The sequence below is a fragment of the Nonomuraea sp. NPDC048901 genome (genome assembly GCF_040649695.1).
Taxonomy (GTDB): domain Bacteria; phylum Actinomycetota; class Actinomycetes; order Streptosporangiales; family Streptosporangiaceae; genus Nonomuraea.
In genome coordinates, this window is the sequence record NZ_JBEZFW010000003.1 from 1 (window position 1) to 14,525 (window position 14,525).

General features: G+C 69.9%; 14 protein-coding genes. 5 read left to right on the top strand and 9 right to left on the bottom strand.

Features of this window, described 5'->3' with window-relative positions; translation table 11 throughout:
* The 3 genes from AB0C30_RS09690 to AB0C30_RS09700 form a co-directional block, all read right to left on the bottom strand.
* On the bottom strand, positions 1–853 hold an 853-nt coding region (locus tag AB0C30_RS09690), incomplete at its 3' end, for an ATP-binding protein (protein ID WP_357941510.1).
* 208 nt (positions 854–1,061) lie between these two features.
* A complete protein-coding gene (locus AB0C30_RS09695) occupies positions 1,062–1,712 on the bottom strand; it encodes a response regulator transcription factor (protein WP_357941512.1) in 651 nt (216 codons plus the stop codon).
* Positions 1,709–2,821 carry a sensor histidine kinase gene (locus AB0C30_RS09700; RefSeq protein WP_357941514.1) on the bottom strand — a complete coding sequence of 371 codons (1,113 nt, stop codon included), beginning with the start codon at positions 2,819–2,821 and terminating at the stop codon, positions 1,709–1,711. The genes AB0C30_RS09695 and AB0C30_RS09700 overlap by 4 nt, the downstream gene beginning before the upstream one ends.
* Positions 2,822–2,914: 93 nt before the next feature.
* On the opposite strand from AB0C30_RS09700, the gene ggt reads away from it, so the two are divergent.
* Positions 2,915–4,684 carry a gamma-glutamyltransferase gene (gene ggt / locus AB0C30_RS09705; protein ID WP_357941516.1) on the top strand — a complete coding sequence of 590 codons (1,770 nt, stop codon included), beginning with the start codon at positions 2,915–2,917 and terminating at the stop codon, positions 4,682–4,684.
* Here the strand turns inward: ggt and AB0C30_RS09710 are convergent.
* Both AB0C30_RS09710 and AB0C30_RS09715 read right to left on the bottom strand, forming a co-directional pair.
* Complete coding sequence (locus AB0C30_RS09710) at positions 4,681–6,135, bottom strand: NAD(P)/FAD-dependent oxidoreductase (RefSeq protein ID WP_357941518.1); 1,455 nt, start codon at positions 6,133–6,135, stop codon at positions 4,681–4,683. The two genes, ggt and AB0C30_RS09710, sit on opposite strands and share 4 nt — an antisense overlap.
* A gap of 162 nt (positions 6,136–6,297) precedes the next feature.
* Complete coding sequence (locus AB0C30_RS09715) at positions 6,298–6,468, bottom strand: hypothetical protein (RefSeq protein WP_357941520.1); 171 nt, start codon at positions 6,466–6,468, stop codon at positions 6,298–6,300.
* Positions 6,469–6,573: 105 nt separating this feature from the next.
* Between AB0C30_RS09715 and AB0C30_RS09720 the strand changes: the two genes are divergently transcribed.
* Positions 6,574–7,359 carry an SURF1 family protein gene (locus AB0C30_RS09720; protein ID WP_357941522.1) on the top strand — a complete coding sequence of 262 codons (786 nt, stop codon included), beginning with the start codon at positions 6,574–6,576 and terminating at the stop codon, positions 7,357–7,359.
* A gap of 2 nt (positions 7,360–7,361) precedes the next feature.
* Positions 7,362–7,673 (top strand): DUF3817 domain-containing protein, encoded by a 312-nt coding sequence (locus AB0C30_RS09725; protein ID WP_357941524.1) that lies wholly within the window; start codon positions 7,362–7,364, stop codon positions 7,671–7,673.
* 36 nt (positions 7,674–7,709) lie between these two features.
* On the opposite strand, the gene AB0C30_RS09730 is transcribed toward AB0C30_RS09725, so the two are convergent.
* The 3 genes from AB0C30_RS09730 to AB0C30_RS09740 all read right to left on the bottom strand — a co-directional run bounded on the left by AB0C30_RS09730 (position 7,710) and on the right by AB0C30_RS09740 (position 10,020).
* Positions 7,710–7,901: a hypothetical protein gene (locus AB0C30_RS09730; protein ID WP_357941526.1), complete on the bottom strand. Its 192-nt coding sequence runs from the start codon at positions 7,899–7,901 to the stop codon at positions 7,710–7,712.
* Between the two features lie 116 nt (positions 7,902–8,017).
* Positions 8,018–9,121 carry a protein kinase gene (locus AB0C30_RS09735; protein ID WP_357941528.1) on the bottom strand — a complete coding sequence of 368 codons (1,104 nt, stop codon included), beginning with the start codon at positions 9,119–9,121 and terminating at the stop codon, positions 8,018–8,020.
* Between the two features lie 44 nt (positions 9,122–9,165).
* Entirely contained in the window at positions 9,166–10,020 is an 855-nt protein-coding gene (locus AB0C30_RS09740; protein ID WP_357941530.1) for an arylamine N-acetyltransferase, read from the bottom strand.
* Positions 10,021–10,092: 72 nt separating this feature from the next.
* Between AB0C30_RS09740 and AB0C30_RS09745 the strand changes: the two genes are divergently transcribed.
* Both AB0C30_RS09745 and AB0C30_RS09750 read left to right on the top strand, forming a co-directional pair.
* A complete protein-coding gene (locus AB0C30_RS09745; protein WP_357941532.1) occupies positions 10,093–10,776 on the top strand; it encodes a response regulator transcription factor in 684 nt (227 codons plus the stop codon).
* A complete protein-coding gene (locus tag AB0C30_RS09750) occupies positions 10,773–14,024 on the top strand; it encodes a DUF4153 domain-containing protein (RefSeq protein ID WP_357941534.1) in 3,252 nt (1,083 codons plus the stop codon). Before AB0C30_RS09745 ends, AB0C30_RS09750 begins: the two co-directional genes overlap by 4 nt.
* Positions 14,025–14,036: 12 nt before the next feature.
* Here AB0C30_RS09750 and AB0C30_RS09755 read toward each other — a convergent pair whose 3' ends face one another.
* Positions 14,037–14,486 carry a hypothetical protein gene (locus tag AB0C30_RS09755; RefSeq protein WP_357941536.1) on the bottom strand — a complete coding sequence of 150 codons (450 nt, stop codon included), beginning with the start codon at positions 14,484–14,486 and terminating at the stop codon, positions 14,037–14,039.
* Between the last annotated feature and the right edge of the window lie 39 nt (positions 14,487–14,525).

Sequence of the window (14,525 nt, forward strand, 5' to 3'; positions counted from 1 at the left end):
CCTTGGCATCTTCCACCTGACCGGCGGTGATGGTAATGGTCTTCCCCATCTGGAGGATGGTCTCAAAGGCGAGGGCGTTGACCAGCCACGGTTGTCCCTGGGTCAGCTCGAAGACCCGGTCTACCGCGTCCTTGGTGAACTCCTGGCCGGTCGCCTGTGTGTGCTGGCCGTACAGCTCGGCGATCTGATCAGTGGTGAAGTCGCCCAGGCGCAACGACTCGGCGACGATGTTGAACGGGCTGGCCGGGTTGGACCGGCCGGGTTCGCCGCCCGAGGCGACCTTGTAGTCACGCAGGTCACGCAACCCGCACAGCACCACGGACGCGGGGAACGGACGTCCCTTATGGCGTGTGTTGTGACCGTCGCGAAGCTGGCTGAGAATGCTGACCAGGCTGTTGCCCTGCAGGGCGTCGATCTCGTCGAGGAACAGCACCACCCGGCGCGGGCAGCGGTGGCACCACTCGGTCAGCGCCGAACCGAACCGGGTGCCCGCTGGGGCCTCCGGCCAGGGATCCGGCGGCAGCAGTTCGTCTGGCCATCCCGCCCACTCGACGGCCTGGCGGAGGGACTTCAGCAGAATCTCCTCCGCGGCGGCATAGTCGTCGCCGGCCGATTTGGCGCGCTCGCAGGAGAGCATCAGGGCGGCGGTGTCGCCTTCGGCGGTCAGCTCGGAGGCCAGGGTGTCCAGCGTGGTCGTCTTGCCGGTCTGCCGGGGCGCGTGCAGCACGAAGTAACGGTCCATCTCGACGAGCTCGCGCGCCTGCGGGAGCCGCTCCGCGGGGGGAAGAATGTAGTGGTGCTGAGGACTGCACGGACCGGTGGTGTTGAAGTATCTCGCTCGGGGTGGCCGCATGGTCACATAGTGCCATCACCTAGTCACTCGCGTCCGGCCAGTCGGAACCATGTCAGTGGGTCGGTGACGGTGATGTGCTCCAGGTGGTGGATGAGCACGTCGATCGGGGATGATGGCCCGCGAATGCCCGCAGTTGTCCCACCCCCTGAGAACGCTTCGGCCCTGGACCCGGCTAGGGGGCGGTAGCCCAGACGAAGGCCGTGCTTGTCTATAGCCAGCCGGGTTTCACCAGGCCGGATTCGTAGGCGATGACGACGAGTTGGGCGCGGTCTCGGGCGTGGAGTTTCATCATGGCTCGGCTGACGTGGGTCTTCGCCGTCGCGGGGGACATGAAGAGGTCCGCGGCGATCTCGTCGTTCGTCTTTCCGGTGCCTACCAGTGACAGGACTTCGCGTTCGCGGTCCGTTAGTTGGTCCAGGTGGTGGTTGGTGGTCGAGGGTTCCTTGGCGCGGGTGGCGTACTCGGCGATCAGGCGGCGGGTGACGCTGGGGGACAGGAGGGCTTCGCCGGCCGCGACCACGCGGACCGCCTGGATGAGCTCCGCCGGCTCCGTGTCCTTGACGAGGAAGCCGCTGGCGCCGCCGCGCAGGGCCTCGAAGACGTACTCGTCCAGCTCGAACGTGGTCAGGATGATGACGCGCGGGCCCGGTGGCATCTGGCGGGTGGCGGCCAGGCCGTCGGTGCCGGGCATGCGGATGTCCATGAGCACCACGTCCGGCTCGTGCTCGCGGGACAGGCGTACCGCCTCGGCGCCGTCTGCGGCCTCCGCGACCACCGTCATGTCGGGCTGGGCATCCAGCAGGGCCTTGAAGCCCGCCCGGACGAGAGCCTGGTCGTCGGCCAGTACGAGCTTGATCATGAGGTCTCCTCGGGGAGGGGCAGTGTGGCCTCGACCTGGAAGCCGTTGCCTGCGGGGCCGGCGGTCAGGGTGCCGCCGAGGGCTGAGGCGCGTTCGCGCATGCCGGGGATGCCGTTGCCGCTGCCTGCCTCGGTCAGTACGGCCGGTTTCGTCGCGCCCGTGTCCGTGACCAGGATGCCCAGCGCGCCTGTGCCGTACTCGAGCCGGACCGTCACCTGGGATCCGGGCGCGTGGCGGGCGGCGTTCGTGAGGGCCTCCTGGATGATCCGGTACGCGGCGCGTTCGAGCTGCGGCGGCAGCGGCCGGGAGCCGACGCGTTTGAGCGTCACGTCCAGGCCGGAGCGTGTCACGAGTTCGTCGAGGCGGTCCAGCCCGGCCGTGGGGGAGCGGGGGGCTCCTTCGCGCAGCACGTTGAGGACTGAGCGCATCTCGCCGAGAACCTCCTTGGAGGCGGACTTGATGGTGGTCAGGGCGGTACGGGCCTGCTCGGGCTGATCGTCCATGAGATGCAGGGCGGTGGACGCCTGGACGTGGATCAGCGAGATGTTGTGCGCCAGCACGTCGTGCAGCTCCTGCGCCATCGTCAGCCGCTCCTCGCTGGCCTGTCGCCTCGACTCCTCCTCGACGACCCGCTGGTGCTCGGCGCGCCGCTCGCTGCGGATCCTGACCAGCTCGGCGATCACCATGAACAGCAGGATGAACGCGGTGATCGCCAGCGTGTGGAAGATCCAAAGGGTCTGGTTGGCCACCAAATAGGCATAAATCAGGAAAACGGCGAGCGTGACCCCCGAGAGAATCCACGCGACCAGCCGCCGCCCGCTGACGACGAGCGACCCGAGCATGTACACCGGCGCCAGAAAAACCGGCCCATACGGGTAGCCAACCACCACATACGCATATGTCGCCAAAAGCGTGATGGCAGTCGAAAGAACGGGAAATTTCCGGCGGGCCACGATCGCCACCGGCCCCACCAGCAGCAACACGTACGCCAGCGAATCCAGCGGCGCCCTGAACCCCTGCTGCCCCCAGGCCGCCCCCTGCGACAGCACCACCTGGATCACCGCGACGACCAAAGCGATGTAGACGTCGTTCCCCGGCTTCTTTCGCACCCCCCAACGCTAGGCCACCCGCTTGACCTGCGCATCATCCTCCCGCCGCAGGGGGCCCTACCACGATGGGCGTACCTGGGCCAAGGTGGATACATGCGCCGAGTGATCGTTCCTGCAGCAGCAGCAATCCTCATCTCGCTGGTGTCCACCCCCGCGCTGGCATCCACGCCAACGCTTGTGTCCACCCCAGCGCCGGCCGCCACCCCCACACCGCAGCAGAAGGCCCCCGTCGCCGAGGGGTACGGCGGTGCGGTCGCCACGGTGGACTTCGACGCCAGCAAGGCCGCCATCGCCGTACTCAAGCAGGGCGGCAACGCCATGGATGCGGCCGTCGCCGCCGGCGCGGTGCTCGGCGTGACCGAGCCCTATTCCTCGGGTCTGACCGGCGGCGGCTTCATGGTCTACTACGACGCCCGCAGCCGCAGGGTGGTCACGCTGGACGGCCGCGAGACCGCCCCGAAGGCCATGACCGCCACCACGCTGGAGGGCATCCCGTTCGACGAGGGCGTCACCAGCGGCCTGTCGGCCGGCATCCCCGGCACGCTCGCGCAGTGGGATGTGGCCCTGCGGAAGTACGGCACGCTCTCGCTGAAGCAGGCGCTCCAGCCCGCCATCGAGGTGGCGTCCAAGGGCTTCGTCGTCGACCAGACCTTCTACGACCAGACCGCCGCGAACCTCGCCCGCTTCAAGGACATCACCTCCACCGCCAAGCTCTACCTCCCGAACGGCGCCCCGCCGCCCGTCGGCTCCGTCTTCAAGAACCCCGAACTCGCCGCCACCTACCGTGAGCTGGGTAAACGCGGAATCGGCTGGCTGTACGACGGGCAGCTCGGCAAGGAGATCGTCGCCACGGTCAAGCAGCCGCCCGTCACCCCCGGCGCCACCCGCAACGTACGGCCGGGCCTGATGGAGCTGTCCGACCTGCGCGCCTACCGGGTGCTCCAGCGCGACCCCACGCGCGTGGACTACAACGGCATGCAGGTGTACGGCATGGCGCCCCCCTCCTCCGGCGGCTCGACCGTGGGCGAGGCGCTCAACATCCTGGAGTCCCTGCCGAGCGTGGGCCTGCACGAATACCTGGAGGCCTCCCGTCTGGCCTTCGCCGACCGCAACAAGTACGTCGGCGACATCCCGAACGTGCCGCTCAAGGAGCTGCTGTCCGACGGCTTCGCCAAGGAACGCGCCTGCCTGATCGGCGACAAGGCGATGCCCAACCCCGCTCCCCCCGGCAACCCCGACGGCAGCTATGAGGCGTGCGCCACCCCGGCGGGTACGGCCACGGCGACCACCGACGAAGGCCCCGAGACGACCCACATGACCATCACCGACCGGTGGGGCAACGTGGTCGCCTACAACCTGACGATCGAGTCCACCGGCGGCAACGGCATCGTGGTCCCGGGGCGCGGGGTGCTGCTCAACAACGAGCTCACGGACTTCACCTTCGGCCCCGCCCCCGGTGACCCGAACCTGCCGGCCCCCGGCAAGCGCCCCCGCTCGTCGATGGCGCCGACGCTGATCTTCGCCCATGGCCGGCCGCTGCTGGCGGCCGGTTCGCCGGGCGGCTCGACGATCATCACGACCGTGCTGCAGATCCTGGTCAACCGCTTCGAGCTGGGCATGAGCCTGCCCGACGCGGTCGCCGCGCCGCGGGCCACGCAGCGCAACACCGAGCAGACACTGGCCGAGCAGGCCTTCCTCGACAAGTACCGAGCCGAGCTGGAGGCGCGCGGGCACAAGCTCGCGCTGACCACGGAGATCGGCGCGGCCACCGCGCTGGAGTTCCTGGGCCGGGGCAAGGTGCAGGCGGTCGCCGAGCCGGTCCGGCGGGGCGGCGGCAGCGCCCTCGTGGTGAAACCCGGCTAGTAGATCAGTTCGTACGCGCCGGGCTTCATCTTCCGGGTACGCGCCCAGTACTCGAAGGTGAAGCCCGGCCACAGCGTCCGGTTCACCCCGTGCTCGTCCAGGTACCAGGACCGGCAGCCGCCCGCGTTCCACACCAGCGGGTCGAGCCGTTCGCGCAGCCGCCGGTTGAACGCCCGCTGCCGTCCCGGCTTGACGTCGATGGCCCTGGCCTGGGTCTTGGAGAGCAGCCGCAGGCAGTCCATCACGTAGCGGACCTGCGACTCGATCATGAAGACGACCGAGTTGTGGCCGAGGCCGGTGTTCGGGCCGAGGAGGAAGAACAGGTTCGGGAACCCGGCGGTGGAGATGCCGTAATAGGTCTCGATACCGTCCTGCCAGGCGTCCTGGATCTTCAGCCCGTCGCGGCCCACGATCCGCTGCCGCTGGAGCGCCTCGGTCACCTTGAACCCGGTGCCGTAGACGATCACGTCCACCTCGTGCTCGACCCCGGCGGCGTCGACGATCGAGTGCTCCCTGATCTCGGCGATCCCGTCGGTGACCAGCGAGACGTTCGGCCGGGTCAGCGCCGGATAGTAGTCGCTGGACAGCAGGATGCGCTTGCAGCCGATCGTGTAGTCGGGCGTCAGCCGCTCACGCAGCTCCGGGTCGGGGATCTGCCTCTCCAGGTGCTTGAGCGCCGCTTGCTCGGACGCCTTCATCAGTTTCGGGTCGACGGTGAAGCCCAGCGCCCTGGTCTCCAGCAGCCAGTAGATGGCGTTGCGGACCGTCCTGGCGGCGCCCGGCAACCGCATGAGCCGCTGTGCCCAGGGCGAGAAGCCGAAGTCCGGCTTGGGGTGGATCCAGGGTGGTGTGCGCTGGAACACGGTGAGTCGCGCCGCGCGTTCGGCGATCCGCGGCACGAACTGGATGGCCGAGGCCCCGGTGCCGATGACCGCGACGCGCTTGCCGGTCAGATCGACCGAGTGGTCCCACTCGGCGGAGTGGAAGGCCGCCCCCGCAAAAACCTCACGTCCCGAAATTTCGGGGAACGATGGGATGTGTAGGGCACCGATGCCCGACACCACGGCATTCGTCCGCAGAGTCTCGCCGTCGTCCGTGGTCACCGCCCACCGGCGGTCGAGGTCGTCGTACTCCAGCGCGACGACGCGCTTGCCGTACCGGAAATGCGGGGTGATGCCATGCTTCTCGCCGCACGCCCGCAGGTAGTCCCAGATCTCCTCCTGCGGGGAGAACATCCGCGACCAGCCGGGATTGAGGTCGAACGAGTAGGAGTACATGGGCGACGGCACGTCGCACGCGCAGCCGGGATAGGTGTTGTCGCGCCAGGTGCCGCCCAGGTCGGCGGCCTTCTCCAGGATGACGAAGTCGTGGTAGCCGGCGGCCTTGAGCTTGATCGCCATGCCGATCCCGGCGAAGCCCGAACCGATGATCACTATTCCTGGCTCGTCCACTGCTCCTCCGCTTTATTAGACGACTTGTCCAATGTAATGAGAGGCGTCCGGGTCCGTCCAGGGTGACCCATATCACACCGACTGGTCGGTATGTTACCTGTCCTCAAGGCACACGAAAAGCGCCGAGAGCGGGTGGCCGTCGGCGCTCTGAAGTGCGCGGGGTTAGCGCAGGAGCAGGAAGGCCGCGACGCCGATGATCACGACGACGGCGATCACCGCGACGATCGGCAGAATGGGGGACTTCTTGCTCGGCGCCGCCTCCTGCTCGGACCGCTGCGCGAACGCGCGGAACTGCTGAGTGTTGCCGGCAGGGTCGATATGCTGGTCAGACATGCCCAGCAGCTTAGCGTGATCGTCTGGTGCGCTTGCCGCTTTTGGTGTGATCTGTGGACATGGGCTGATTAGGGGACCGGCCTAGTGGCCGGATAGCTTTGAAGCATGCTCCGGACCCTGTTCTCCCCACGCGTGGTGGGGTTGCACCTGCTGACGATCGGGGTCCTCATCGCGTTCATCCTGCTCGGCCGCTGGCAGCTCGGCGTGTTCCAGGATTCCGGTAAGCCGCACGCGGACACCGATCCCGCCGCCGTCGGCGTCGCCACGCTGTCCCAGGTGGGCGCGCAGCTGACCGGGCCCGCAGTGGGCCGCAAGGTCTCGGCGGAGGGCGTCTACGACGCGCCGCGCCAGTTGCTCGTGGCCGACCGGCCGGCCGACGTCGACGCGCCCGGCGGCAACGTCTCGCGCGACGAGGGCTACTGGGTCCTCACGCCGCTCCGGCTCGACGACGGCACGCTGGTGCCGGTCGTTCGCGGCTGGGTGGCCAAGGCCGGCGATCCGGCGGCGGCCGTGCCCGGTGGCAAGGTCGCGGTGACCGGGCGGCTGCGCCCGTCGCAGGGCACCGACAGCGTTCAGCGCCGCACCGAGGGGCTACCCGCGGGGCAGGTGCAGACGGTGTCCACCGGTGAGCTGATCAACCTGTGGAGCGGGCAGAAGGTGCGCAACGGCTATGTCGTCGCCCAGCCCGCCTCGGGGCCGCTGACGCCGGTGAAGGTCCGGCCGCCGGTCGTCGGCGGGGAGTTGACTTGGCGTAATCTCGCTTATGCCGCCAACTGGTGGATCTTCGCGGGGTTCGCCGTGTTCATGTGGTTCCACTTCGTACGCGACGCCGTGCGAGCGGATCGTGATCGGGACAGTGGCAAGTCCCCTGAGATGGTTCTGGAAGGTTAACGGTGGAATCGGCTCTGAAGCCCTTCCGGGTGCTCGCCTACATCGTCGGCGTGATGCTGCTCGTGCTCTGCGTGGCCATGGTGCTGCGCTACGGCTTCGGCATCGTGGGCCTGTCGAAGATCGTGGCGCCCATCCACGGCTTCCTCTACATGATCTACCTGATCACGGTGATGAACCTGGGGATGAAGGCGCGCTGGAGCTGGCCGTACATGCTGGGCATCATGCTCGGCGGCACGGTGCCGTTCCTGTCGTTCTACATCGAACGCCGGGTGACGAGCCGGGTGCACACGGCCCTGGCCGCGGCGGCGGCCTGAGGCCCCGCCGCGCACCCGGCCCGGGTCGGGCTGGGTTCAGCTGCCGATGCCGCGTCTGCGGGCTCGCTTGAGCCGCTCGCGCTGCGACGGGTCGAGCATCAGGTAACCGACCACCGGGGCGGCGACCACGCCGAGGACGACCAGCAGGGTGAGCCAGCCGGGCAAGAAGATCAGCGAGAGCAGAACCGCGGCGCCTGCGCCGATGGCGTACTTCTGGACTGGTGACATCCTCAACTTCCTCCGTACGCGGAGCGCGCGCCCCGCCTCTCCCATTGTGCGTCTTGAGTCCAACGAGTGGACCACTCCAGTGGTTCCATTCGCGATATGTCTTAAAGATTCGTATCTCAAAACAGGTCCGCGACGGCCTTAAGGTCCTTGCGGAGCGCGTCCGGCCCCGGCCGGTGCGCCGGGAACCCCGACAGCAGGCGGAACAGGACCGGCGCCAGCGCACCCGCCTTGGCCAGCGGGGCGCCGGGCGCGGGCGGATGCCCCTCGACGGCCGCGAACAGCGTGGCGCCCAGCGACCACAGGTCCGCCGCCGGTCCTGGCACGCGTTCTGGCGCCGTGTAGGCCGGGATCGTCGCCGGCATCACGGGCGCGTGCGACACCGGCCCGGGCAGGGGAGTGGTGGCCAGCGTGGCCCGGCCGGCCGTGTCGATCAGGACGTTGCCCGGCTGTACACCGCCGTGATGCGATCCCCGGGCGTGCAGGTCGGCCAGTTGGTCGAGCACGGCCAGCCCGATCTCGGCCACCCGGGCGGGCGGCAGCGGCCCGGCCGTGGCGAGGACGTGCCCGAGCGTCTGCTCCACGGCGAGCCGGTCGAGCATCCCGGCCACCACGTCGACCGGAGGCGGTCCGGAGGGCTCCAGCATGGCCCTGACCAGCCATCGGAAGGCGTCGGTGCTTTCCGCGGGGGCCCGCCCCGGCGGTCTGCCCTCGACGGCGAAGTGCAGCGTCGCGGCCATCGACCACATGTCGGCGGCCGGCCGCATGCCCAGCCCCGGCAGCCCGAACCCGGTGAGCACCGCCCGGCCCGTCGAGGTGAGCAGCACGTTGCCCGGATTGACCCGCCCGTGCACGATCCCCGTGTCATGAGCGGTCCGCAACGCCGACAGCAGGCACACGCCCACCCGGGCGGCCTGCTGCACGGGCAAGGGGTGCCGCGAGTCCACAGTCTGCTCCAGCGAGGTGCCGGAGACGAACTCCATCACCAGCCACGGCTCGCCGTCCTCCACCACCACGTCGAGAACCGGTACGACGGAGGCATGCCGGAGCCCGGCGGCCCGCCGCGCGTCCTGCAGCGCGGATCCGCGTAACTCGGCGGGCACACGTAGCTCCCTGACCGCGACGTCACGATGTTCTACCTCGTCGAATGCCAGTCGTACGGAACCCGCGCCCAAAGGGTTCAGCAGCCGGTAGCGACCGGCGAGCTTCTTGGTCTCTCCCATCCCGAGGTGCACGATATCGCCACGTTCTATGGCAAAGCCATGGGCTAGGCGTGGGTTCCCGACAGCCACTTTTCATGCGCGTCGTGAACCTTCCCGAACAGGGCTTCTTTCTCTTCTTGACTGACGTCGTCCAGGTGCAATCCGAACACGTCGGACAACGCGGAGTAGTAGTCACGAGCCGTGTGGAGGGTGATGGAATGGGCACCGTTGCCCACGCGCGACAAGGCGAGCCCGCGGAGGAGGTCCACGCCGGAAGCGTCCCGCCGGGCGACCGTCGCGACCCGCACGAAACCCGACTCCCGCGACGTCGACAGGTGATGATGCATCGCAGTAAAAGCTGACATGTCGGTCGGGGCGGGGTCGAAGTCCATGCCCGGGAACGAGCCGCTCGGGTCGTGGTCGAACCGCCAGCCTCCCGGCGCGACCTCGGAACGCCGCAGGCCGTACGAGAAGGGCCCCTGCCGGTAGACGCCCGCGACCAGCGGGAGCGGCTCATGCAGCGCGTCGCCCAGCCCGAGGTCGGCCAGCCACTCGCCGTCCGGATTGTCGTCGGACGGCAGCCCGCGCACGGTGAGCACCAGGTGGTTGGCGGTGATGCCGGGCGCGCCGTTGGGGACCTGCACGCCGCCCACGTGCCTGGTCACGTCGTAGCCGAGCGTCATGAGCAGCAGGGAGAACGCGCCGTTCAGGTGGTAGCAGTAGCCGCCGCGGCCGCGGATGATCCGCCCGGCCGACTCGACGGGATCGACCGTGGTGGGACGGCCGAGCCAGATCTCCAGCGCCTCGTACGGGACCCGCTCGATGTGCGCGACGTGCAGCCGGCGCAGGTTCTCGGCCGTGGGCGGGGCGGTCAGCAGGTCGGGAAGCCCGAGGCGGCGCAGGTATCCGTCCGTGTTCACCGGCTCAGTCTGCACCGGATATGCACAGATTGGGGAGTGCCGTCTGCACAGCCCCCTTCTAGGCTTTCGTCCGTGGCAGAGCAGCGACGCATCCTCCTGGTCGAGGACGACGAGACCATCGCCCTGGCCGTACGGAACCGGCTGGCGGCCGAGGGGTTCGACGTCAGGGTGGCGGGGGACGGGGAGACGGCCCTGACCGAGTACGGAAGGGCGGAGCCCGATCTGGTGATCCTGGACCGGCTGCTGCCGGGACTCGACGGGCTGGAGGTGTGCCGCCGGATGCAGGCGGCCCGGCCGGTGCCGGTGCTCATGCTGACCGCGCTCGGTGAGGAGACCGACGTGCTGGTCGGGCTCGGGGTGGGCGCGGACGACTACCTGGCCAAGCCGTTCAGCATGCGAGAGCTGGTGGCCCGGATCCACGCGCTGCTGCGCCGGGTCGAGCGGGCCCTTCAGCTCGCCTCCGAGGACACGGTGATCAGGGTGGGCGAGGTGGAGATCGACACCGCGGCCCGCCGGGTGTTCGTCCGCGGCGCCGAGGCGCAGCTCACCAGGACGGAGTTCGACCTGCTGCGCCGCCTGGCCGAACGGCCCGGCCAGGTCTTCGAGCGCGACCGGCTGCTGTCGGACGTGTGGGGCTTCTCCGAGGCCGCCGCGACCAGGACCGTGGACAGCCACGTACGCGCGTTACGCCGCAAGCTCGGCTCCGGCGTCGTCCGTACGGTGCACGGCGTCGGCTACGCGCTGGTCCGCCGATGAGGCAGCCGCTCGACTTCCTCGGCCGCATCAAGGTCAAGCTCGGCCTGGTGATCGTGCTGGCCGTGGGCACCGCCTTCCTGGTCAACGAGGTCGGCATCAACTCCGGCCTGTCCCGGCCCATCCGGATCGTGGTCGCGCTGATCCTCGCCCTGATCATGGTGCAGGTGCTCGCCATGGGCATGACCAAGCCGCTGCGCCAGATGGCCAGGGCCGCCCAGACCATCGCCAAGGGCCGCTACACGCTGCGCGTCCGCGCCACCTCGCGCGACGAGGTCGGGGAGCTGGCCAGGGCGTTCAACGCGATGGCGGCCGACCTCGGCGAGGTCGACCGGCAACGGCGCGAGCTCGTCGCGAACGTCAGCCACGAGCTGCGCACCCCCATCACCGGCCTGCGCGCCGTCCTGGAGAACGTCGTGGACGGCGTATCCGCGGCCGACCCGGTCACCATGAAGACCGCGCTCGCCCAGACCGAACGGCTCGGCCGGCTCGTGGCGCAACTGCTCGACCTGTCACGGCTCGACTCGGGCGCGCGCCTCATGGAACCGGAGGCGGTCGAGCTCGCGCCGCTGCTGGAGCAGGCCGTGCGCGAGGCCGCGCTGGCGCGGGAGGACGTCCGGCTCACCCCGGCGGCCCCCGCCGACCTCGTCGTACGCGCCGACCCCGACCTGCTCGCCCAGGTCCTGGCGAACCTGCTCGACAACGCGGTACGCCACAGCCCGCCCGGCGGCTCGGTCACCGTGACGGGCGCGCCCGACGGCGACGGGGTCCGCATCACCATCGCCGACCAGGGGCCGGGGATCCCCGCCTCGGCTCACGGGCGGGTGTTCGAGCGCTTCTCCCGGCTGGACGCGGGGCGGACGGCGGACGGCGGGGGTGCCGGGCTGGGGCTGGCGATCGTGAAGGAGATCGTCGAACTGCACGGCGGTTCGATCCGCATCGACGACTGCGCGGGGTGCCGCATGATCGTCGATCTACCAGGGAGGACCATCATGGCGGATACGCCATTAGAACCCGTTTCGGGGGCCGACGAAGGGGTGGCGCCCGTTACGGCGGGTGATGCCTTACTTGAGGGCGGGGTGCCGGAGGCTCGTGTGGCGCCGGCCGTCGGTGTGGTTGAGCCGGGTCTGTCTGAGGTGAAGGCCGCGGGGGATGCGGAGGCCACGCCGGAGACCGAGACGGCGGGGCAGGCGGTGCTCGCGGCTTCGTCGGCTCAGGAGCCGGAGTCGCCGGTGTCGTCGGCCCCACCGGTCCCGTCGGCCCAGCCGGTCCCAGCGGCTTTGTCGGACTCGTTGGCGCAGCTGGTCGCGCTGGCTCAGCCGGTGGTTTCGGGTCAGCCGATGGTCTCGGGTCAGCCGGTCGCTCTGGCTCCGGCGGGGGGTTCGTCGGGAGCTTCGCCGTCGTCGGCGCGGGCGGCCATGTCGGCGGTGCCGGTGTCCGCTGGGCGGCTTGCGCGGATGGTCGGGGGAGGAGTCATCGGGTTGCTTCTCGGGTTCCTGGCCGGGCTGTTCGGGGCCGTGTTCGTCAGTGTGGCGACGGGCAGCGATACGGCCGCGCTCATCACGCTCGTGCTGGTCACCGCGCTCATCGGGGGTGTCGGGGTGTCTCTGGGGGCGGGCACCGGGCGACGGGCTGCCGGTGCATTGCCGTACCAGCCCGCTCAGGGTCGGCTGCCGGGCCAGCCGTACCAGGGGCCGGGGCAGCCTGGTCCGCAGGTCCACGGGCCGCAAGTGCCTGGTCCGCAGGTGCATGGGCCGCAGTCCCCGCCTCCGCCGTACGTCCCGCCGCCGCTCTTCCCACGTCCGGACCTGCCCGAGACGCCGCGCTGGCTGCTGCCGGCGGCGGCGGGGGCCGGCGTGTTCACGGCCGTGGCGTTGCCGGACGCGCAGGTGGGACTGGGCATCGTCCTGGTCACGATGGTGCTGGGCGCCGCGGCGCTGCCCGCGGTGCTGCGGCGGATCACGCCGTGGACGGTGCTGTTCGGCCTGACCGCCTACTGGCTGATCGCGATGGCCGCCGTACGGGACGCCGACTGGCTGGTCGGGATCCTGTTCATGGCCGGGTGCGGGCTGCTGGCGCTGGCCGTCTCCGGGGCGGGGTTCGGCTGGCTGGGCGTGATCAGGGGCGGCGTGTCGGTGCTGCTCGCGCTGGGGCCGGTGCCGTGGTTCCTGGCCAAGCCGCTGAAGCGGCTGACCGCCAAGCGGCGCATCCTGCCCATGGTCGCGGCGCTGGGCATCACGGCGGTGTTGCTGGTGGTGTTCGGGCTGCTGTTCGCCTCGGCCGACGCCGTGTTCGCCACCTACCTGGAGCGCCTGACCGCGACCCCGGACTGGGCCGAGTCGGTGCCGCTGCGGATCTTCCTGTTCGTGGTCGGGGCCGTGCTGCTGGCCGCCGTGGTGCTGGTCGCGCTGCGGCCCGTGGTGGATCCGGTCGGGCCCGAGGTCAAGTTCAGCGTCTCCAGGAGCGTCTGGGTGGTGCCGCTGACCGCGGTGAACCTGCTGTTCGCGGCGTTCGTGGCAGTACAGATCACCGTGCTGTTCGGCGGCGACTCCTGGGTGCTGAAGACCGCCGGCCTCACCTACGCCGAGTACGCCCGGCAGGGCTTCTTCCAGCTCGTCGTCGTCAGCGTGTTCGTGCTGTGCATCGTCGCCGTCGTGGCCGGCCTGCTCCGGACCGAGCGGCGCGAACGCTGGCTGCTGGCCGGCCAGCTCGGCGTGCTCTGCGCCCTCACCATGGTCGTGCTGGCCTCCGCACTGCACCGCATGGACCTCTACACCGAGGCGTACGGCCTGTCCCGGCTGCGCCTGTCGGTGCAGGCCACGGTGTGGTGGCTGGGCGCGCTGTTCGCCCTGGTCATACTGGCGGGCGCGGCCCGGCTGGCCGGTCGCGGCTCCGGCTGGCTGCCCCGCACGGTCGTGCTGGTCACCGGGCTCGGACTGGGCGCGTTCGCGATCGTCAACCCGGACTTCCAGGTGGCCCGGACACAGGTGGTGGTACGCGGGCCGGCCAAGCTGGACGCGGACTACCTGGGCGACCTCGGCGCGGAAGCCGTACCGGCCCTGGACCGGCTCCCGGAGCCGCAACGCAGCTGCGTACTGACCGACGTGATCAAGACCAACGGCCTGAACCAGCCGGACGCGTGGAACGGCTGGAACCTGGCCAGGTCGCAGGCCCGCGAACTGCTCGCCAAGCATCCGGTCGCCACCACGACCACGGGCTGCGACCGCCCGGAGCTCCGGATCTCCGACTGACGGCCGGTGGTCCTAGCAGTGGGGGTTGGCGGCCTTATAACCGTGCTTGAATGTCTTCGACCGGCCCTTGAAGTGCTTCTTCACACACCGGTGGAACCTGGCCGCGTCCGCGGCGCCCCGTCTCTTGCCCTGGTGCCTGGACTGGGCGCGTCCGGAAGTACCGCCCCCGCCACAGCCGGCGTGTTTCCGGCCCACCGCCCAGCCGACCTTGTAGCCGAGTCTGTAGTCCGGCTGGCCTGAGGCCGGGTGTTTACCTGGGCGGGAGGGCTGGCACCGTACGCCGTTGGCGTAGCCGTCGGAGTAGCCCTTCGGGCAGCCCTGGCCCTTGTCGTCGCACGGGTTCAGCCGTGTCGACAGGGCCGCCGTACGGGTGGCCGGGATCGCCGCGGTGAAGCCCTGAGGCAGGGCGAGGGCGGCGACAAGAGCCGATCCGAGGACGACGAGCGCACCTCTTTCGATCATGACCTTCTCCGTCTCCGGCGAAGAGCACGGCCATGTGTC